At 68.2% G+C, this 19,725-nt stretch carries 22 protein-coding genes; 12 read left to right on the top strand and 10 right to left on the bottom strand.

What is annotated here, in order from left to right; translation table 11 throughout:
• Positions 1-106: 106 nt before the first annotated feature.
• On the bottom strand, positions 107-274 hold the full coding sequence (locus tag V6S66_RS06445) for a hypothetical protein (protein WP_334205920.1): 168 nt from the start codon (positions 272-274) through the stop codon (positions 107-109).
• A 161-nt stretch (positions 275-435) separates the two neighbouring features.
• Between V6S66_RS06445 and V6S66_RS06440 the strand changes: the two genes are divergently transcribed.
• Complete coding sequence (locus tag V6S66_RS06440; RefSeq protein ID WP_334205919.1) at positions 436-819, top strand: thioredoxin family protein; 384 nt, start codon at positions 436-438, stop codon at positions 817-819.
• A 57-nt stretch (positions 820-876) separates the two neighbouring features.
• Here the strand turns inward: V6S66_RS06440 and ygiD are convergent, their stop codons facing one another.
• Complete coding sequence (ygiD, locus tag V6S66_RS06435; RefSeq protein ID WP_334205918.1) at positions 877-1,698, bottom strand: 4,5-DOPA dioxygenase extradiol; 822 nt, start codon at positions 1,696-1,698, stop codon at positions 877-879.
• 93 nt (positions 1,699-1,791) lie between these two features.
• On the opposite strand from ygiD, the gene V6S66_RS06430 reads away from it, so the two are divergent.
• Complete coding sequence (locus V6S66_RS06430; protein WP_334205917.1) at positions 1,792-4,392, top strand: DEAD/DEAH box helicase; 2,601 nt, start codon at positions 1,792-1,794, stop codon at positions 4,390-4,392.
• A 2-nt stretch (positions 4,393-4,394) separates the two neighbouring features.
• Here the strand turns inward: V6S66_RS06430 and V6S66_RS06425 are convergent, their stop codons facing one another.
• Positions 4,395-4,568, bottom strand: a complete 174-nt coding sequence (locus V6S66_RS06425) for a hypothetical protein (RefSeq protein WP_334205916.1) — start codon at positions 4,566-4,568, stop codon at positions 4,395-4,397.
• 104 nt (positions 4,569-4,672) lie between these two features.
• Here V6S66_RS06425 and V6S66_RS06420 point away from each other — a divergent pair, with 104 nt between their 5' ends.
• Positions 4,673-5,398: an esterase/lipase family protein gene (locus V6S66_RS06420; protein ID WP_334205915.1), complete on the top strand. Its 726-nt coding sequence runs from the start codon at positions 4,673-4,675 to the stop codon at positions 5,396-5,398.
• A gap of 119 nt (positions 5,399-5,517) precedes the next feature.
• On the opposite strand, the gene V6S66_RS06415 is transcribed toward V6S66_RS06420, so the two are convergent.
• The 3 genes from V6S66_RS06415 to V6S66_RS06405 form a co-directional block, all read right to left on the bottom strand.
• The gene (locus V6S66_RS06415; protein WP_334205914.1) at positions 5,518-5,988 is read right to left on the bottom strand and encodes a hypothetical protein; all 471 of its coding nucleotides are present in this window, start codon (positions 5,986-5,988) and stop codon (positions 5,518-5,520) included.
• 109 nt (positions 5,989-6,097) lie between these two features.
• On the bottom strand, positions 6,098-6,520 hold the full coding sequence (locus V6S66_RS06410) for an organic hydroperoxide resistance protein (protein WP_334205913.1): 423 nt from the start codon (positions 6,518-6,520) through the stop codon (positions 6,098-6,100).
• 47 nt (positions 6,521-6,567) lie between these two features.
• Positions 6,568-6,999: a MarR family winged helix-turn-helix transcriptional regulator gene (locus V6S66_RS06405; RefSeq protein ID WP_334205912.1), complete on the bottom strand. Its 432-nt coding sequence runs from the start codon at positions 6,997-6,999 to the stop codon at positions 6,568-6,570.
• A gap of 170 nt (positions 7,000-7,169) precedes the next feature.
• Between V6S66_RS06405 and V6S66_RS06400 the strand changes: the two genes are divergently transcribed.
• Together V6S66_RS06400 and V6S66_RS06395 are read left to right on the top strand one after the other, a co-directional pair.
• Positions 7,170-9,284, top strand: a complete 2,115-nt coding sequence (locus V6S66_RS06400; protein ID WP_334205911.1) for a UvrD-helicase domain-containing protein — start codon at positions 7,170-7,172, stop codon at positions 9,282-9,284.
• A complete protein-coding gene (locus V6S66_RS06395) occupies positions 9,281-10,180 on the top strand; it encodes an HNH endonuclease (protein ID WP_334205910.1) in 900 nt (299 codons plus the stop codon). The genes V6S66_RS06400 and V6S66_RS06395 overlap by 4 nt, the downstream gene beginning before the upstream one ends.
• Positions 10,181-10,239: 59 nt before the next feature.
• Here the strand turns inward: V6S66_RS06395 and V6S66_RS06390 are convergent, their stop codons facing one another.
• Positions 10,240-13,110, bottom strand: a complete 2,871-nt coding sequence (locus tag V6S66_RS06390) for a vitamin B12-dependent ribonucleotide reductase (RefSeq protein WP_334205909.1) — start codon at positions 13,108-13,110, stop codon at positions 10,240-10,242.
• A gap of 143 nt (positions 13,111-13,253) precedes the next feature.
• Entirely contained in the window at positions 13,254-13,748 is a 495-nt protein-coding gene (gene nrdR / locus V6S66_RS06385; RefSeq protein WP_334205908.1) for a transcriptional regulator NrdR, read from the bottom strand.
• Positions 13,749-14,101: 353 nt separating this feature from the next.
• On the opposite strand from nrdR, the gene V6S66_RS06380 reads away from it, so the two are divergent.
• From V6S66_RS06380 to V6S66_RS06370, 3 genes are all read left to right on the top strand, one after another.
• Positions 14,102-14,476 carry a DUF2256 and DUF3253 domain-containing protein gene (locus V6S66_RS06380; protein WP_334205907.1) on the top strand — a complete coding sequence of 125 codons (375 nt, stop codon included), beginning with the start codon at positions 14,102-14,104 and terminating at the stop codon, positions 14,474-14,476.
• A gap of 39 nt (positions 14,477-14,515) precedes the next feature.
• Complete coding sequence (locus tag V6S66_RS06375; protein WP_334205906.1) at positions 14,516-14,929, top strand: VOC family protein; 414 nt, start codon at positions 14,516-14,518, stop codon at positions 14,927-14,929.
• An 82-nt stretch (positions 14,930-15,011) separates the two neighbouring features.
• Entirely contained in the window at positions 15,012-15,566 is a 555-nt protein-coding gene (locus V6S66_RS06370; protein ID WP_334205905.1) for a Dps family protein, read from the top strand.
• On the opposite strand, the gene V6S66_RS06365 is transcribed toward V6S66_RS06370, so the two are convergent.
• Complete coding sequence (locus V6S66_RS06365) at positions 15,559-16,272, bottom strand: type 1 glutamine amidotransferase (protein WP_334205904.1); 714 nt, start codon at positions 16,270-16,272, stop codon at positions 15,559-15,561. The two genes, V6S66_RS06370 and V6S66_RS06365, sit on opposite strands and share 8 nt — an antisense overlap.
• Positions 16,273-16,395: 123 nt before the next feature.
• On the opposite strand from V6S66_RS06365, the gene V6S66_RS06360 reads away from it, so the two are divergent.
• The 3 genes from V6S66_RS06360 (at position 16,396) to V6S66_RS06350 (ending at position 17,927) form a co-directional block, all read left to right on the top strand.
• Positions 16,396-16,623, top strand: a complete 228-nt coding sequence (locus tag V6S66_RS06360) for a hypothetical protein (protein ID WP_334205903.1) — start codon at positions 16,396-16,398, stop codon at positions 16,621-16,623.
• A 96-nt stretch (positions 16,624-16,719) separates the two neighbouring features.
• Positions 16,720-17,250, top strand: a complete 531-nt coding sequence (locus tag V6S66_RS06355) for a DUF6318 family protein (RefSeq protein WP_334205902.1) — start codon at positions 16,720-16,722, stop codon at positions 17,248-17,250.
• A 191-nt stretch (positions 17,251-17,441) separates the two neighbouring features.
• Positions 17,442-17,927, top strand: coding sequence for a hypothetical protein (locus tag V6S66_RS06350; RefSeq protein ID WP_334205901.1), 486 nt, complete (start codon positions 17,442-17,444; stop codon positions 17,925-17,927).
• 149 nt (positions 17,928-18,076) lie between these two features.
• Here V6S66_RS06350 and V6S66_RS06345 read toward each other — a convergent pair whose 3' ends face one another.
• Positions 18,077-18,511, bottom strand: coding sequence for a LysM peptidoglycan-binding domain-containing protein (locus V6S66_RS06345; RefSeq protein WP_334205900.1), 435 nt, complete (start codon positions 18,509-18,511; stop codon positions 18,077-18,079).
• Positions 18,512-18,801: 290 nt separating this feature from the next.
• Between V6S66_RS06345 and V6S66_RS06340 the strand changes: the two genes are divergently transcribed.
• Positions 18,802-19,707: a YihY/virulence factor BrkB family protein gene (locus V6S66_RS06340; protein WP_334205899.1), complete on the top strand. Its 906-nt coding sequence runs from the start codon at positions 18,802-18,804 to the stop codon at positions 19,705-19,707.
• The last annotated feature ends 18 nt before the right edge of the window (positions 19,708-19,725 follow it).

The raw sequence follows: 19,725 nt of genomic DNA, 5'->3' as shown, positions 1-19,725 counted from the left end.
GAGCTCACCGAGCACGACGAAGCCCCCACCCGGATCGGGTGGGGGCTTCGTCGTTCCCGGGGCCGGCTGCGCGAGCGGCCCGGCGGGTGGTCGTCGGGATCAGCCGTCAGTGGCCGCTCTCGTCCCAGGCGTGCTCGCCGAACTCGCCCGGACGCGCCAGGTAGCCCAGTCCGATCGAGACGGGCGCCACGGACGGCTCCAGACGACGGGCGGGGAATCGAGCGGAGGCCGTCGCGACGGCTGCGGTGTCGAAGTCGAACGTGGTGTCGTCCATGGTGCGCTCCTCGGGAGGGTGCGTCGGCCGCGAAGCCGCTGACAAACCTGAGGATACCCTCATGTTCGGATCGCGGCCACCCCTACGCGCCAGTAGTCTTTTTCACCGATCACCACCCGCCGCGATGGAATCTTCTCCGACCGACGTCGGTTGACCCCTGCATGAGCACCGTGAACCTGACCCAGGCCACGATCGACGACACGATCGGTGGCGACGGCATCACCCTCATCGACTGGTGGGCGTCGTGGTGCGGTCCGTGCAAGCAGTTCGCCCCGGTCTACGAGGCAGCGAGCGAGCAGCACGCCGACGTGACCTTCGCCAAGATCGACACCGAGGCCGAGCCGCAGCTTGCCGGCGCCGCCCAGATCACGTCGATCCCGACGATCATGGCGTTCCGCGACGGCGTCCTCGTCTACGCCCAGCCGGGGGCCCTGCCCGCGGCCGGTCTGGAGGACCTGATCAAGCGCGTGCGTGACCTCGACATGGACGACGTCCGTCGCCAGATCGCCGAGCGCGAACAGTCCCAGGAGTCCCAGCAGTCCTGAGCCCGGCGACGCCCCGACGCTGTCGGCCCAGACGCCGACTGCTCAGGCGCCGACGGCTCAGCCGCTGATGAAGCTGCGCATCCCGATCGAGCCCATGTCGATCTGCTCGTTGAAGAACGACATGGGCTCGGTCGGATGCAGCAGCGAGAGCGCCGCCACCATCGGCCGGTAGTGCTCGTCCGTCGGCACCGCGATGCGCGCGGTGTCCCAGGTGCGGAACGGGTCGAGGAGCTGGTCGGCCCGTCGCTCGGCCAGCGCTTCGGCCGTGACCTGGTCGAACTCCACCGCCCAGTCCCAGGCAGCGGCGTGCGGCTCCCAACGAGCACGACCGAGCGCGTGCACGATGTTGCCGCTGCCGATGAACAGCACGCCTCGGTCGCGGAGCGCGCGCAGGCGTCCGAACAGGTCGTGGAGCTCCGGCAGGGGCATTGAGCCGTCGATGCTGATCTGCAGGATCGGCACGGTCGGCCGGGGTGCGAGGTGGACGAGCACGGACCAGGTGCCGTGGTCGAGGCCCCACTGCGCGTCCAGCTGGGCCTCGTAGTCGACGAGCTGCTGCTGCAGCGCGCGGGCGATGACCGGGTCGCCCTCGCTGGGGTACGGCACCTGGAACAGCTCGTCGGGAAATCCGCCGAAGTCGTAGATCACGCGGTTGCGGGGAGCGTCGGTGATGTGGGTCGATCCCGGCGTCAGCCAGTGCGCGCTCACGACCACGATGGCCTGCGCCTCGGGCAGCGCGTGACCGACGCGACTCCACTCCCGGGTGAAGGTGTTGTCACTGATGGCGTGCATCGGGTTGCCGTGGCCGATGAAGAGCACGGGCATGCGCGGGCTGGCCGACAGCCGGCTCTCGAGGTCGGCGATCGTGTACTGCCGCATGACGACGTCCTGACTGCGAGATCCACATTAGTTGACAGTTCAACCATACCAGGCTGACGCACGCCATTGGGTGCCGTGCGTCAGAATGGTCGGATGGCCACCCGCGAAGAGCTGATGCCGCTCCTGCGGCATCCCGTTCGCTTCGAGGTGGGTGACGAGCCGGCCAAGTCGCACTTCGTGATCGACGCCCCGGACGGCGAGCACCAGGTCCCGGCATTCGACGCGGTCGGCCCGCTCAGCCAAGGCATCCGGCTGGTCGCCGCGCACGCCTCCGTGCGCGCGTGGGCCACGCCCGCGATCATCGCGCTGCGCCTCATGGCCACCGGTCACCTCCTCGAGCCCCAGGGCTCGTCGGTCGACCAGCTGCGGGCCGCCGGAAACGCGATCGGACCTGATCCTGCGACCGGTCAGAAGGCAGTCTTCGGGTTCCTCGAGGCCCTGGCCGTCGACGCACCGCCCGTCGCGACCACCCCCCAGTCGCCCTCGCCGCGCACCGTGGCGCCGCGCCAGGCCGAGACCCACTTCTCCTACGCGTTCGAGGTCTCCTTCCTGGAGGAGCCCAGCGACACCGAGGCTGCCGTGGTGCGGCTGCGCGTCATCCCCCGCGCCCAGGTGTCGTCGCCGTTCGACGCCTCGGAGCTCACGAGCGGGCCGGAACGGCCGATCGTGGTCGACGCCCGTGAACCCACGCGCGACATGCTCGAGCGCGTCGCCCGGTGGTGGGAGCCCGCGACCCGCCTGGCCGAGCCGCACTCCCGCGGCGGCGTCACGGTGAGCGCCGACGCCCTGGCCGAACTCGGCAACACGCGGCTCACGGCCACGCTGCTCGCGAACCGCATCGAGGTGAGATGGCCCGAGTCCCTGGTGCGCCAGCTCGACACGCGGGCCGTGCTGCGCGCCGACGAGTCGCCGCGGCACGATCGCCCTGCGGCCTTCACCCACCACCAGCTGTTCCGGTTCGACTGGCAGGTCGCGGTCGGCAACCAGGTGCTCAGCCAGGCCGAGGTGGAGCAGCTGGCCCTCGACCACCGGTCCGTCGTCCGTCTGCGCGACACCTGGGTCATGGTCGACCGCGCCAAGATCCAGCGCGCCCTGCACGGCGGATCCACGGAGATCCAGGCCGGCGAGGCGCTGCGCGCCGTCGTCACGGGCGAGATGTTCGTCGAGGGCCGGCGCACCGAGGTCGAGACGATCGGTTGGCTCGACGACGTCCGCCGGCGGCTGTCGTCGCTCGACCCCAGCACGATCGCGACCCACCAGCCCGACACCCTGGCCGGCACCCTGCGCGACTACCAGCTCGACGGTCTGCGCTGGATGAGTCAGCTGACCGAGCTCGGTCTCGGCGGCTGCCTCGCCGACGACATGGGGCTGGGCAAGACCGTCATGCTCATCGCGCTGCAGCTGCATCGCGCCGAGCAGGCCGCCGACCTCGGACTCCCCCACGGACCGACGCTGGTGGTCTGCCCCGCGTCGGTGGTGGGCAACTGGGAGCGTGAGGTCAAGCGCTTCGCGCCCGGCGCCGAGGTCCACCGCTTCCACGGCCCGCGTCGCTCGCTCGACCAGGTCACCGGCGGCTTCGTCATCACGACCTACGCCACGATGGTCAGCTCGGCCGCCGACCTGGGCGAGGTCGGTTGGGACCTCGTCGTCGCCGACGAGGCCCAGAACGTCAAGAACCCGCGCACCAAGGCTGCGCGCGTGCTCCGCAGCATCGACGGCCTCGCGCGGCTGGCGCTGACCGGAACCCCCGTCGAGAACCACCTCGGCGAGCTGTGGTCGATCCTCGACTGGACCACGCCCGGCCTGCTGGGGTCGGTCGAGGAATTCCGCACCACCTGGTCGCGCCCCATCGAGTCGGGCCGCGAGCCACAGCGCGCCGGCGAACTGGCAACCCTGGTCCAGCCCTTCGTGCTGCGCCGACGCAAGACCGACCCGGGCATCGCCCCGGAACTGCCGCCGAAGATCGAGACCGACTACAGCGCCCACCTCACGCGCGAGCAGGTGGGGCTCTACGAGGCCACGGTGCGCGACACGATGGCCGAGATCGAGCAGGCCGAGGGCATGAAGCGGCGTCAGCTCGTGGTCACGATGCTCACGCGGCTCAAGCAGATCTGCAACCACCCCGCGCACTTCCTGCGCCAGTCCGACGGCAAGCTCGACGCCCGCTCGGGCAAGCTCAAGGTCTTCGACGAGGTGACGGCCGAGATCCTCGACGAGGGCGGCACGATCCTCGTGTTCACGCAGTACACGCAGATGGGCCACCTGCTCACCCGACACCTCGTGGACCGCGGTGTGGCGCACCGATTCCTGCACGGTGGCACCGGCATCCGTCAGCGCGAACGGATGGTGCAGGAGTTCCAGGACGGTGCGTTCAACGTCTTCGTGCTGTCGTTGAAGGCGGCCGGCACGGGCCTCAACCTCACACGTGCCGACCACGTCGTGCACTTCGACCGGTGGTGGAACCCGGCCGTCGAGGACCAGGCCACCGACCGCGCCCACCGCATCGGGCAGACCCGCGCGGTGCACGTGCACCGCATCGTCACCGAGGGCACGATCGAGGAGTCGATCGCCGAGCTCATCACGAGCAAGCGGGCACTCGCCGATGCCGTGGTCAACGCCGGCGAGGGTGCGCTCACCGAGCTCAGCGACGCCGACCTGGAGCGTCTGGTGCGTCTGCGTCCTGCCGGCGACTGACCTCAGCCGCGCCGGAACCAGCGCGCCCGCGTGCGGCCGGAGTCGCCTGGCTCAGCCGGGTGGCCGTTCGGCGGTGCCGACAGCGTCGGGTCGAGGCGGTGCCGACCGCCGGACGCGACACCGGAGTCCACCGGTACCGCCGCCCGTCGTTTGCCCGCGTTCATGGTCTCGCTCATCGGGTCTCCCACCCTCGAACTGAGCCGATCATGCATCAAACCGGGGTCACTCGCATGTCGTGCGCCCTATGATCGCGGGGGCTGTCGATCAGATGAGGTGCTGCATGAGCCTGTTGTCGTCCTTGCGTCCGGGACCCGTCGGACTGTTCTGGGAGCTCGCGGGCATGCCCCTCACGTTCGCGAGGCTCGCGGCCGGCATCGACGGTGCCGCACGGGAGTCGCCCCGCGGCGACGGCCACATGGTGCTCGTGCTGCCGGGGTTCACCGCCACCGACCACACCACGCTGCCGATGCGGCACTTCCTCGAAGACCTCGGGTACCGCACGTCGGGGTGGAACCTCGGATGGAACCTGGGCATCACACCGGACGACGAGAAGAAGCTCGAGGCCCACATCGCCGAGCTGGCGACCGACGGCCCGATCACGCTGGTGGGGTGGAGCCTCGGCGGCGTCTACGCGCGTGAGGCTGCGCGCCGTCACCCCGAGCACGTGCGGGACGTCGTGACGATGGGCACGCCCATTCGCGGCCGGGAGGGCACCGAGTGGATCGTCCGCTGGTTCCGCATCCTCAACCCGGAGGCCGCCGAGGACCTGACACCGGCGGGCGCGGAGCGCCACGCCCAGCCGCTGACGATGCCGACGACCGCCATCTGGTCGCCGATCGACGGCGTGGTCTCGGGACCCGCCTGCCGGGTGCGGGAGGAGGACGAGGGGCCTCTGGCGCGGAACGTCCGCGTCGAGGCGGCCCACCTCGGGATGGGGTTCGACCTGGACGTCCTCCGCGCCTTGGCCGAGGCGCTGGCCGAGCACCGCGCCGCGGCGGCCGCCTGACCCAGACGAACCTCACCCTCGGCGGCGGCCCAGAGTGCTGGCTGCGGCCTCGTTCCTGCTAACGGCGGCGGCCGCGAGGCGCTACCCCGTCGACGCCCTCCGGACCCGCCCTCGCGAGCTCACGCGGCGTCGCGCGCGTCGAAGACCGCCTGTCGGGCCTCGTAGAACGCACACGCGATCTCGTGGACGTCGACCAGCCCGCGCCGGCGGAGGTGGTCGAGCAACCGACCGGTCAAGGCGATCTGCGAACGTCGCTCCGACGCGACCGGAGACAACCACTCCGGGCTCAGGAACCCGGGGAGACAGAACACCAGGCCTTCGAGGCCGAAGAGCCGGAGCAGGGCACCTCGCGGCGCGAACTGACGCTCGGCCTGCAGGAGGGCGGCGTAGTGCGATCCGATCCATTCGGTGGCGTCGACCGTGTCGAGGTAGGCGTCGAGTCGAGCCACCACCGCGGAGTACGTGCGCACCGTGCGCGGCGTGACTCGAGCCGCCTCGATCGCGAAGAAGCGCTCGACCACCACGAGCGGTGCGAGCTGCTGCGTGGGGTCGGTGTGGTGCCCGTCGTCGTGCTCGTCGGCGTCGATCATGGGGATCCTCCCGGTCGGGTTCTTGGTGATCCCGAACGCTAGGAGCAGGCACCGACACATGACACAGCCCCGACTCCCTCAGGGGTCGGGGCTGTGGACGGGTCGGGACTCAGTCGTCGACGACGGTGACCTCGACCTCGATGTTGCCGCGGGTCGCGTTGGAGTACGGGCAGACCTGGTGGGCCTTGTCGGCCAGGGCCTGCGCCTTGTCGTGCGGCAGGTCAGGGATGACGACCTCGAGCTTCACGGCCAGCAGGAATCCGCCTTCGCCGTTCGGGCCGATCGAGACCTTCGCGCCGACGGAGGAGTCGCCGAGCTCCGCCTTCTCGGCGCGGGCGACGGCCTGCAGGGCGCCGTGGAAGCACGCGGAGTAGCCGGCCGCGAACAGCAGCTCGGGGTTGGCCGCGCCGCCCTTGCCGCCCATGCCCTCAGGCACGGCCAGGTCGAGGTCGAGCACGCCGTCGCCGGTGCGGACGTGGCCGTCACGGCCGCCGCCGGTGGCGAGGGCTTCTGCGGTGTACAGGGCATCCATGGTGATCTCCTTGGGTTGGGTGTCGTGCTGAGTCGTGCAGGTCCGGGTCAGTCCAGGACCGGATCAAGGTGTGCCACGCGCCGAGCCAGCGCCCGCAGCGCCGAGAACTCGTCGGCGTCGAGGTCGATGGCGTCGGCCACGCACTTCTGCGCGCGTCCGACCTCGGTGCTCATGTCTCGGCCCGCATCGGTCAGGTGGACGTGCACGCGCCGCTCGTCCTCGGTGGAGGCGCGGCGCTCGATGAGTCCCTGCAGGTCGAGTCGCTTGAGCAAGGGCGAGAGGGTGCCGGAGTCGAGGCTGAGCCGCTCCCCCAGCTCCGAGACGGTGATGCCGTCGCTCTCCCACAGCACCATCAGCGCGAGGTACTGCGGATAGGTGATGCCGAGCTCGGTGAGCGTGCCACGGTAGGCCGTGGTCAGACGGCGCGACGCTGCGTACAGCGCAAAGCAGAGCTGGTCGTCGAGGCGTGCCGTGGTCATGTCGAAAGCATTGCACACAATTTGGTTGTGCACAATTAATTCTACGAGTCTGCCGGCTCCGCGACGCGAGTGGCTGGAATCCAGCACGGTAATGGAGGCCGATCCATCCGAAGCTGAGACAGCTGGTCCAACCGGATGTTAGAACCGTGCCAACGGGAGGGAGACCCGTCATGGCAGCAGGAGACTCAGCGCTCCGAGAGGGCAGCCGGCTTTCAGAGGAAGCCGATGCCCTCTTTGAGCTGGCCGAATCCATGAAGGCCAAGTCGAGAAACTACTTGGCCGCGGCCTCGTCCGAGGCCGGCCTCGCGCCAGCACTACGCGCACTGGCTGAGCTCGGGTGGCATGTCCTCGAGGACCGACTGTGGCCCAACTCCCGACGGGCCAACCTGGACTTCGTTCTTGTCGGACCCGGGGGTCTCCTCGTGGTCGATGCGAAATCGTGGGCTGAGGTGCGAGTGCACGACGGAGGCATCTATCGCGGCCAGGAGTCGTGCGAGGACGACCTCGACAACGTTGACCGTCTGATCGATGCCTTGACTGAAGGCCTGGAGCACATTGGTCTGACTTCAGCAGCCATCACCGTGGTGTGGGCATTTTCCCAACGGTCGATCGACGCCTCGGTTCGCGCCGTCAAGCTTGTCGGTGCCCGCGACCTGGTGGAGTGGATCGCACGACTCCCCCGACGGTTCACGGACGCGCAAGCGGAGTCCGTCTCGGCCGCCCTTGCTGAGATCTGTCCGGCGATCGAGTCAGAACCACCCCTGCGACTGCCGCTCGCTCGGCACCGTGGACGCTCAGCCACTGTCGATACTCAGGAGGTCCTGCCCGGGATTGATGACCTCGTACGTGCACTGCTCGACGCTGAACTGACCGAACCCATCGAGTCGTGGATGACGTTCCTCCACCCCGATCAGGTGCGATTGACGCGGACACACTGGAACGGACCCGCGCGCGTCCGAGGGCCTGCCGGCACCGGAAAAACAGTCGTCGGGTTACACCGAGCCACCCATCACGCGTTGAGGTCTCCTCACCCGATCATCTTCACGACCTTGGTCAGGACCCTGCCGCAGGTCTTTGCCGAGCTGGCGCGGATCGTCTCAGAGCCGGCCAGTCACAACATCCACTTCGTTGGCGTCCATCAGCTCGCATCCGAGTGCTTGCAGAAGGTCGGCGAACACGCAGGAATTGACTCCGCGAAGGTCAATACAGCGTTCGCCCTGGCATGGTCCCGAAGTGACCTCAAGAACTCGTCGTCGATCGGCAACCGGTCGCCTGCCTACTGGCAGGAAGAAATCGACTACGTCATCAAGGGACGCGGACTCACTGAGTTCGAGCAGTACCGCGATTTGCAACGCATCGGTCGAAAGACTCCGCTCCGACTTGGCGACCGCGAGCGTATGTGGGATCTCTTCGTGGCCTACCAAGAACAGCTTCGTCTTCGCGGGACCTACGATTTCAATGACCTGATCCTCCGGGCCCACGAAACCGTGCGTCGCTTTCCGAGCTTGTTCCAGTTCTCCGGGGTGGTCGTCGATGAGGTTCAGGACCTCAACCTCATCTCGTTGCGTTTCCTCGACACTCTGGCCGGCGACGGTCCAAATCGCCTGCTTCTTCTCGGCGACAGTCGTCAGTCGGTGTATCCCGGCGGCTTCACCCTCAGTGAAGCTGGTATCAACGTCACAGGACGCGCGCACGTGCTGCGGGAGAACTATCGCAATACAGCTCAGATCCTCGCTGCAGCTGCCGCGCTCGTCGTTGAGGACGCCGTGCTCGACATCGAAGGGACCCTCGAAGATCGCCTTGAGGGCACTTCCAGCCGCGTGGGCGGAAAACCGACCGTGGCGACTGGACCGGACAGCCAGGCACTCGCCTCGATGGCGATCGACTCTATGATCGCCGCCCGAGCTTGCGGTGCCAGCTGGGGCAATATGGCAGCGTTGACACGAACGACGCGCGAAGCTCGGCAATTCACGACCCTCCTGCGACACCGAGGAATTCCTGTCGTCCCTCTCGCCGACTACGCCGGCGTCACGACTGAGGCCGTCAAGGTCGGCACCATCAAACGAGCAAAAGGGTTGGAGTTCTCGCGTGTCTATCTCCCGGCGATCCGCCACGACCTGCCGCGTCACACCGACGAGTCCGACTCGTCCTACGACGAGCGGAACAGCCTCTACCGCCGTGAGATCTATGTCGCGATGACTCGAGCGCGCGACCACCTGTGGGCGGGATACATCGACGAGACCATCACCCTTGGCAAGGTCGCACGTGGGACCATGCAGAGGTGAGCGACGCCGAAAGTCTGATGTTGCGACGAGCGGCGATGGCGTGGCTCGACCGGCGACCTCAGGATCGAGTCGACTTCCGGTGGCTCGCGAGCTTCGAGTACGACGGTCAACGAATCCCGCTGATGGACCGACAACGAGGAATTCGAAAGCCCGCCGGGATGTCTGCTGCACTGGCCATCCGTACGACGTTCACGCCACCAGGTCAGATGCCTCCCTATGCGGACGCTGTGGGAGTGGACGGACTCCAGAGGTACAAGTACCGAGGCTCCGATCCGGACCATCCCGAGAACGTTGCACTTCGTCAGGCCTTCAGTGCGAAGCTGCCGATCATTTGGTTCGTCGGCGTCGCATCCGGCTGGTATGAACCGATCTACCCCGTCTGGATCGTCGGCGATGCGCCACGCGAACTGGAGTTCACTCTCGCTCTCGATCATGCGCAGAGGCATTTCGACGAAACCGAAGCACGAGACCCGGATTACCGGATGTACATGGCGCGCCTGACAAAGGTCCGGCTCCATCAGCGAGTGTTCCGCACACAGGTGATGTTGGCCTACGAGTCGCGATGCGCGGTGTGCAACCTTGGACACGCGCAGCTGCTCGACGCTGCGCACATCATCGCCGACGGCCAGCCGAACGGCGAGCCCGTAGTCCCGAACGGGCTCGCGATGTGCAAGATCCACCATGCCGCGTTCGACAGCAAGATCCTGGGTATTCGGCCAGACGATCTATCGCTTCACATTCGCCAGGACATCCTCGACGAGGTCGACGGGCCCATGCTTCGGCATGGACTCCAGGACATGCACGGCCGGCGACTGATGAAGCTTCCTCGTTCCCGCCGCGCTCTTCCCGATTCGGCAAGGCTCCATGCCCGCTACGAGGACTTCCTGTCGGCCTAGATGCCCAGGCACGACGAAGGGCCCCACCGGAATCGATGGGGCCCTTCGTCGTTGCTAGCTCAGCTGCAGCCGCTGGTGGAGCCGCAGCCCTCGCAGACGTGGCAGGAGCCGGCGGGGCGCATCTTGGTGCCGCAGGTCATGCACAGCGGCGAGTCGACCGCGGAACCGGTGATGACCTCGAGGAGCTCGGCCGAGGTGTGGGCCTGGGCCGGAGCCGGCTTGGCCGTCTCCTCGACGACGTCCTCGGCCGCGGCGGCCTGCGGCAGCGTCTCGACGGGGGTCTGGACCAGCTCGGCGGCAGTGGAGCCGTCGTTGATGGGCTGGTAGGAACCGGTGTCGAGGTGACGCTGACGCTCGTCGGCCGAGAAGATGCCGAGCGCGGACCGGGTGTCGAAGTCCAGGTAGTCGAGCGCCAGGCGGCGGAACACGTAGTCCATGATCGACTGCGCCATCCGGACGTCCGAGTCGTCGGTGAGACCGGCCGGCTCGAACTTCAGGTTGGTGAACTTGCTGACGAAGGTCTCCAGCGGCACGCCGTACTGCAGGCCGATCGAGGTCGCGATGCTGAAGGCGTCCATGACACCGGCCAACGTCGAGCCCTGCTTGCCGAGCTTGAGGAAGACCTCGCCCAGCTCGCCGCTCTCGTGCGCACCCGAGGTCATGTAGCCCTCGGCGCCACCCACGGCGAAGCTCGTGGTGATCGAGGCACGCGACTTCGGCAGGCGACGACGGATCGGCTTCTCGACGACGACCGTCTTGACCTCGGTGGTCGCGGCGGCCGAGGCGCTGGTCTTGTCGTCCTGCGACTTCTGGCTGGACAGCGGCTGGCCGACCTTGCAGTTGTCGCGGTAGACCGCGAGCGCCTTCAGGCCGAGCTTCCAGCCCTGGTAGTAGACGTCGGCGATCTCCTCGACCGTGGCCGTCTCGGGCATGTTGACCGTCTTGGAGATGGCGCCCGACAGGAACGGCTGGGCCGCCGCCATCATGCGCACGTGGCCCATCGGCTTGATGGCCCGCTCGCCGACCGCGCAGTCGAAGACCTCGTAGTGCTCGGGCTTGAGGCCCGGTGCATCGATGACGTGACCGTGCTCGGCGATGAACTCGACGATCGCCTCGATCGTCTCGTTGGTGTATCCGAGCTTGGTGAGCGCGGCCGGGACCGTCTGGTTGACGACCTGCATCGAGCCGCCACCGACGAGCTTCTTGAACTTGACCAGCGAGAAGTCCGGCTCGATGCCGGTCGTGTCGCAGTCCATCATGAAGCCGATCGTGCCGGTGGGCGCGAGCACGGACGCCTGGGCGTTGCGCCAGCCGTTCTTCTCACCGATCTTGAGGTTGTCGGCCCACTGCTTGGTGGCCTCGCGGTGCACCGCGATGTCCATCGTGTGCAGCGTGCGGATGTCGTCGTTGGCGGCGAGGTGCTTGCGCATGATCCGCGTGTGCGGAGCGGCGTTCTGCGCGTAGCCGTCGTACGCGCCGACGATGCCGGCCAGCTCGGCCGAGCGGCGGTACGAGGTGCCCGTCATGAGCGACGTGATCGAGCCGGCCAGCGCGCGGCCGCCGTCGGAGTCGTACGCCAGGCCCGAGGCCATCAGCAGCGCGCCAAGGTTGGCGTAGCCGATGCCGAGCTGGCGGTAGGCCCGCGTGGTCTCGCCGATCGGGTCGGTCGGGAAGTCGGCGAAGCAGATCGAGATGTCCATCGCCGTGATGATGAGCTCGACGCTCTTGACGAACTTCTCGACCTCGAACGAACCGTCGTCGTTCAGGAACTTCATCAGGTTGAGGCTGGCGAGGTTGCAGCTCGAGTTGTCGAGGTGCATGTACTCCGAGCACGGGTTGGAGGCCGTGATGCGGCCCGCCTCCGGCGTGGTGTGCCAGTCGTTGATCGTGGAGTCGTACTGGATGCCCGGGTCGGCGCAGGCCCACGCGGCCTTGGCGATCTTGTCCCAGAGCTCGTTCGCGTCGATCTGCTCGATGACCTCACCGGTCATGCGACCGCGCAGGCCGAAGTCGGTCTTCTCCTCGACCGCGCGCATGAACTCGTCGCTGACACGCACCGAGTTGTTGGCGTTCTGGTACTGGACCGAGGTGATGTCGGAGCCGCCGAGGTCCATGTCGAAGCCGGCGTCGCGCAGGACGCGGATCTTCTCCTCCTCCTTCTCCTTGGTCTCGACGAACTCGACGATGTCGGGGTGGTCGACGTCCAGGACGACCATCTTGGCCGCGCGACGCGTGGCGCCGCCGGACTTGATGGTGCCGGCGGACGCGTCGGCGCCCCGCATGAAGGAGACCGGGCCCGAGGCGGTGCCGCCCGAGGAGCGGAGCAGCTCCTTGCTGGAGCGGATGCGCGACAGGTTGAGACCGGCGCCGGATCCACCCTTGAAGATCAGGCCCTCCTCGCGGTACCAGTTGAGGATCGAGTCCATCGAGTCGTCGACGGCCAGGATGAAGCAGGCGCTGACCTGCTGCGGGCTGGACGTGCCGACGTTGAACCAGACGGGGCTGTTGAAGCTGAAGACCTGGTGCAGCAGCATGTGCGTGAGCTCGTGCTCGAAGACCTCGGCGTCGGCCGGGGTGGCGAAGTAGCCGAAGTCCTTGCCGGCCTTGACGTAGGTGAGCACGACGCGGTCGAGGAGCTGCTTGAGGCTCTGCTCGCGCTCGGCCGAGCCCACGGCGCCGCGGAAGTACTTGGTGGTGACGATCGTGGAGGCGTTGACGCTCCAGAAGTCGGGGAACTCGACGCCGCGCTGCTCGAAGACGTTCTCGCCGGTCTTCCAGTTGGTCTGGACGACGTCGCGACGCTCCCAGGTGACGGCGTCGTACGGGTGCACGCCCTCGGTGGTGTAGACGCGCTCGATCTTCAGGCCGGAACCGGCCTTGGAGGCGCTCTTGCGGGGCGAACCGGTGGATCCGCTGACGGTCTCCGTCATGGGGGTGCTCCTGTTACTCAAAGGGTTTGACTGCTGCTGACGTGCTCGTGCGGTGCTGCTCGTGCGGTGCTGCTGACTGCTGTGCCTGCGGGGCCTCGGCCGTCGCTGACGGCGGCGCCCCCGGACGTGCGGGTGAAGGGGAACTACGGGGAGGGGCTGCGGGTGGCGGTCTCCTCCGCCAGCTCGCCGTCGGCCGAGGCCGACATGAGGCTCGCGATCTCGACGGCGAAGTCGTCGGCGGAGTCGAAGGCCTTGTAGACGCTGGCGAAGCGCAGGTACGCGACCTCGTCGAGCTCCTTGAGCGGCTCCAGGACGGCCAGGCCGACCTGGTGGGCCTCGATCTCGGCGCAGCCCGACGAGCGCAGCGAGTCCTCGACGCGCTGGCCCAGGCGGGCGAGGTCGTCGTCGGAGACCGGCCGGCCCTTGCAGGCCTTGCGGACGCCGGCGACGGCCTTCTCGCGGACGAAGGGCTCGGTGGCCCCTGACCGCTTGACGACCATGAGCTGCATCTGCTCGATCGTGGTGAAGCGCTTCTCGCAGGACGAGCAGGTGCGACGCCGACGGATCGAGCCGCCCTCGTCGGCGACCCGGCTGTCGAGCACTCGGGTGTCGGTGTTCTTGCAGAACGGACAGTGCATGGACGGGCCTCCTCGACGGGGGTGGGTGGGGATGAATCTGGGGAGAAACTGTGGACCGAGGTCCGAATCGTGTGGGTAACCGACGGGCGGCTGTGGACCCATATGTGGAGAACTACACGCGTGTAAGTCCCAGATGTAGTGGCTACCGTACGTGCTCGGGGGCGGCCCGCGCAAGCATCTTCCCGCGCGCCACTGACTATTTTTGAGACGAACGTGGGACGAACGTGTTTGTGCTGGTCAGCGCGCTGTCGCTGTCCCATCCGTCACAGGCGCCCCAGAACTCACCACCCCGACCTAGTCCGATCGGGCCATCTCGGCGAGCCAGCCGAGGGCCTCGCGCCCACACTGGAGCGGTGACCCACCCCGCCAAGACCTGCGCCTCCTGCGGACGCACGATCGAGTGGCGCAAGAAGTGGGAGCGCGACTGGGACACCGTCAAGTACTGCAGCACCACGTGTCGGCGGCGCGGCGTCACCGACGTCGACCAGCAGCTCGAGCAGACGATCCTCGACCTGCTCGCCGGGCGCGCCGCGAGCGCGACCATCTGCCCGTCCGACGCCGCCCGGGCCGTCGGGACCGACGACGACTGGCGCGACCTGATGGAACCGGCTCGACGCGCCGCCCGACGGCTGGTGGAGGCGGGCGCCGTCGAGATCACCCAGAAGGGGCGCGCCGTCGACCCGTCCACGGCCAAGGGACCGATCCGGATCCGGCGCGTCACCTCCTGACCCTTGCGCTGCAGGCGCGGACAGGTGGACCCTGTCGCCATGGCGATCGCACTGAATCCGTACCTGAACTTCTCGACCGAGTCCCGGGAGGCGCTGGAGTTCTACCAAGCAGCCCTCGGCGGCGAGCTGAGCATCATGACGTTCGGTGAGTCCGGCATGAGCGACGACCCGGCCCACGCCGACCTGGTGATGCATGGCCAGCTGCAGACCCCGCACGGGCTGACGCTGATGGCTTCCGACACTCCCCCGGGTGGCGACCAGCCCCAGCACGGCACCCACGTCAACGTCTCGCTCAGCAGCGACGACACCGACCTGCAGCCGTACTGGGACAAGCTGACCCAAGGAGCGGAGATCGTCGAGCCGTTCTCGACCGCCCCGTGGGGCGACAAGTTCGGCCTCTTCAACGACCGGTTCGGCATCGCCTGGCTCGTCAATCAGGCAAGCCTCGGCTGACCTGAAGTCGCTGCAATCCCGGCATTTCAGGGCCTGCTGAGTTCCGGTTGCGTATCGCGATCTGCGGCGTAACGTCGAACCCATGAGCACCCCCAAGTTCACGATTCCCGGACTCACCGACGCCGAGGGCGAGAAGCTGGCTGGCATCCTTCAGGAGCGCCTCCACGCCCTCAACGACCTGGCCCTGACGCTGAAGCACGTTCACTGGAACGTCGTCGGCCCGCACTTCATCGCCGTGCACGAGATGATCGACCCGCACGTGGTCGAGGTGCGCGACGCGGTCGACGAGACCGCTGAGCGCATCGCCACGCTCGGCACCGCGCCGAACGGCCTGACCGGCGACCTGGTCAAGACCCGCACGTGGGACGACTACTCGCTCGGCCGCGCCACGACCAACGAGCATCTCGGCGCGCTCGACAAGGTCTACCAGGGCGTCATCGCCGACCACCGCAAGGCGCAGGAGGCCGTCGCCGACCTCGACGCGGTCACCGAGGACATGCTGATCGCCCAGCTGCGTGCGCTCGAGCTGTTCCACTGGTTCGTCCGCGCCCACCTGGAGAACACCGGCGGCGAGCTCAGCAGCGCCGGTGCCGGTTCGGAGCAGGCCGCGGCCGACCAAGCCGGCGCCGTCAGCTGAGGTTCGAGCCGCCCTCGACACCCAGGTAGTCGAGGGCGGCGTCGACCAGGGCGAAAGCCCGCGTGCGCGCCTGCGGAGCCAGACGATGAGCCCCACGGACGAGGTTCTCGGCATCGGCCTCCGCGGCGCGCACGGTCATCTTCCCCTCCGAGACCCACTGCGCGTAGACCTCCGGCACCACCTCAGGGTGGAACTGCCAAGCGATGGCCCTCGCCCCGTGGGTCTCCTCGACGAAGCACTGCGGTCCGTACCACGTGGAGCCCAGCACCTGGGCGTTCTGGGGCGGCACGAAGGTGTCGTGGTGGAACTGCCCCCACGGACCCACGGGACACAGCACGTGGTCGACCGAGTCGACCCGCTCCCAGCCCACCTCGGGCTCCGCCATCCGGTAGGAGTGGCCGCCCAGGGCGCGGGCCATCAGTTGGGCGCCGAAGCAGATGCCCATCACCGGCGTCCCGGCCGCCAGCGAGTCCCGGACCCAGTCCGACTCGGCCATGACGTCGTGCACGAACCGCGAGTCGTGCGCCGACCGGTGCGAGCCCAGCAGCAGCAGCAGGTCGACCCGTGGACCCGCGTCCGCGATCTCGGCACGATCCGGCAGTGCCTCGCGGTCGACGAACTCGACGTCCGCACCGAGCTGACGCAGCCGCTCGGTCACGTAGCCGCCCTCGCGGTCGGTCTCGTCGGCAATCACCACTGCACGCATGAGGCCATTCTCTCCTGCGCGCCCAGCGCGAGTTGTCCACAGGTCCCTCGTGACGCCGGTGACAACGACTTCGCGGCTGCCTAGGTTCGTCCTCGACAGATCGACGACGGATCGGGGGATCCCATGAGCAGGACGAGGTGGGCCGGGCTGGCGCTCGCACTGGCCGCGATCACCGGCTGTGGCACAGGGGAACAAACGGGCACGTGGGGCGGCCTGGACGTGGTCGTGCCCGTCGCCGCGCCGCGGGCGACGTGCGATGCCGCCGCTGGCCTGTGCGGACTGGGCGCGGCGCACGGAGCGGAGCTCGGCGCCCCAGCAGGCACCGACCCGACCCAGCCCGCGTCACCGTGAGGCACCCATTCCGCCGCGCGCAACGCGTGCTCGGGTGGCTGACAAGTGCGCGGGGCGCTCGCTACCTTCGTGGCTCGATGACGATCGGGGGATCTCATGCGTAGGACGTCCTGGCCGTTCCTGGCCCTGGCCGCCGTGCTCCTCGCCGGGTGTGCCGGCGACCCCGAGCCGAAGGAGCCGGATGCCAGCACCACACCCAGCCCGACGGCGACTCCCCCACCCCTGCCAGAGGCCGCCACACAAGAGACCGCCGAGGGCGCCGCCGCCTTCGTCGACCACTACTTGGACGTCCTCAACTACGCCGCCCACACCGGTGACACCGCATCGCTCCGCGCCCTGACAGGACCCGAGTGCGGCTCCTGCGACAAGTACATGGCCGTCGTCGATGCGACTCATGATGCGGGCGGCGCCTATACCGGCGGCGACTGGTCGGCCGGCGACGTCGCAGTTAGCTTTCAAGGCACAGAGTGGCGAATCGAGGGTGAGGTCACCACCGAGCCTGGAACCTTTGACAATGGTTCAGACCCCGCCGAGGAGACAGCCCCAAGCACGATTATGGTCGCATTCTTGGCGCAGCACGTCGAAGGCAAATGGCTTATGAGCGACTTCGTGGAGCCAGGCAAATGATCGCAACAGTCGTCACGCTCGCACTTTTGGCGGGAGCCCAAACCGAGGTAAGCGTGCGGCCTGAAGATCGTTCACCGGTGCTGGTCATCGAGAGCGAGTCGGAAGCACGGACCGGCGCTCCCAGCAGCGCCTCCGGGGGTGGCCAAGCATCGGCTCCGCTGCCACCGACGACATGCACCTGGACCGGGCAGGTGCGGGCATGTGACGGATCGATCGAGGTCTACTTCCCCAACGACCCGGTCGTCGCGGCCGAGATTCGGAGGGCGGTGGAGTCGGTGGGTCTGCCGGCGCTGGCGCTGAGGATCCAGCCCGGCGGCGAGACGCTGGTGAACGTGGAGACGATCTTTCACACCCAGGCACCTGAGTTCCGGCACTCCACGGTGCTGCTGGGCCAAGCCGTGGAGATCGCCGCGACGCCCGCGCGATTCACCTGGCACCACGGCGACGGCACCACCCAGACCACGTCGACGCCAGGAGCGCCGTATCCGTCGACCGCCGTGACGCACCGCTACAGCCGGGTCGCCGCCGGGCTCTCCCCGCGCGTCGACGTGGGCTACCGCGTGTCGTACCGGGTCAACGGAGGCCCCGAGCAGCAGATCGACCAGCTGATCACCGCTCCCGGACCGGCCGCCGCGCTGGCGGTCGTGGAGGCGGCACCCGTCGTCGTGGCACCGTGAGCATCAACGCCGCTCGGACGTGCCACTGGGCAGCCACGGCCTTCCCCAGCGCGTGACTGCCCAGTGGCAGATCCGGGTCTGCCCCGGAGAGGTGCCGGTCGGCGGGCGTCAGTCTCAACCCAAGGCCCGCCGACCAGGTTCGTGGAGCGTCAGTCGGTCGCGTAGACCGGGACGGCCAGCGTGGTGCCCATCTGCAGCGTCTCGCCGTCGACCAGCGAGTTGAGCCTGACGATGTCGCCCATCGTGTCGCGGATGTCGCCGCCCGGGTTGGCCTCACCGGCGATGGACCACAAAGTCTCGCCCGGCTGCACGGTGACGCTGGTGGTGCCAGTGACGACGCCGGCGTCATTGGTGGCGGCCGTGCCCGAACCGAAGACGACCATGAGCGCGGTGATGACCGCCAGCGCGAGGACCACCAGGGCGACCCGGCCCCGGCGCGTCAGCCGCACACCACCCGACGACGCCGGACGCGGCGACTGGACCCGGGCCTCGGGCACGGCCGCCAGATGGCGCTCGCGAGGACCGGCGGCACGCAGGTGGACGGGAACCTCGAACAGGGGCAGCTCGTCGTGGGTGATGCTCATGGTGGTCTCCGAAGGGGAAGTGTGGAGGTTGGCGTGTTCTCTCGAACGTCCGCCCGGCGCCTCAGCCGAGGGATGTCATTCGATCGGGATCAGTGCGAACGGACGTTCGATCGAACACATGAACGACCATACGGCCCACGTCGGACAAAAGTGAAGACCCCACTCGAACAAATTTGCGAATGGGTGACGTCCAGCCCTCTGACCTGCAGCGATGCGATACATGTGATCCACGGCACAGGCTCGTTTGACCCGGCGCGCGTCGGTGTCGCGATCCGCCTAGGCTCGAACGCATGCCTGTCGACCATCTGAAGACCGCCTGGAAGCTCGCCTCCGAGCGCAATGCGTCCCTGCTCGCGGCGGGCGTCGCGTTCTACGTGTTCCTGGCGCTGTTCCCCGCGATGATCGCGAGCCTGCTGGTCTACGGGCTCGTCGCGAGCCCGGAGACGGTGGCCCGACAGTCCGACGGGATCGCCGACGCACTGCCGGCCGACGCCGCGTCGCTCGTGACCGGACAGCTCGAGTCGCTCGCGTCCACCTCGTCGAGCTCGCTGAGCTTCGGCTTCGCCATCGCGGTCATCCTGGCCCTGCAGAGCGCCAGCGGTGGCATGGCGAACCTGGTGACGGCGATCAACGCGATGCTCGGCAACCACCAGACCCGCAACTTCGTGAAGCAGAAGCTGCTCGCCCTCGGCCTGACCGCCGGCGCCGTCGCGTTCCTCGCCGTCACGATCACCCTCGTGGCGGTGGCCCCTCTCCTGCTCGACGCCTTGGTCGACGTGCCGGGCATCCGCGTCGTCGTCGACCTCGCGCGATTCCTGCTGCTCGCCGTGGCGATCGTGATCGGCTTCGGCCTGGTGATCCGGACCGCCCCCGACGCCGAGTCCGGCCAGGAGCGTCCGAAGCTCTGGTCGCCCGGCGTGACGGGCGCGGCCGTCGCATGGCTCATCGCGTCCGTGGCCTTCTCGCTCTACGTCGACAACTTCGGCAGCTACGGCAAGACCTACGGCGCCCTCGCCGGAGTCGTCGTCCTCCTGCTGTGGCTCTGGGCCGGATTCTTCGCCCTGCTGATCGGCGCCGCCTACGAGGCGGTCAGCGAGGGCGAACGGCCGTCGGAGGCCGAGATCGCCCCGTCGGACCAGGACGTCGAGGCCCAGGCACCGACGGACTCCGACACGCCCAGTCGAACAGATGTTTGATCTCGTCGAACATCTGTC

The sequence above is a fragment of the Aeromicrobium sp. Sec7.5 genome, from assembly GCF_036867135.1.
In the GTDB taxonomy this organism is placed as follows: domain Bacteria; phylum Actinomycetota; class Actinomycetes; order Propionibacteriales; family Nocardioidaceae; genus Aeromicrobium.
This window is presented reverse-complemented; position numbering and strand designations above follow the sequence as displayed.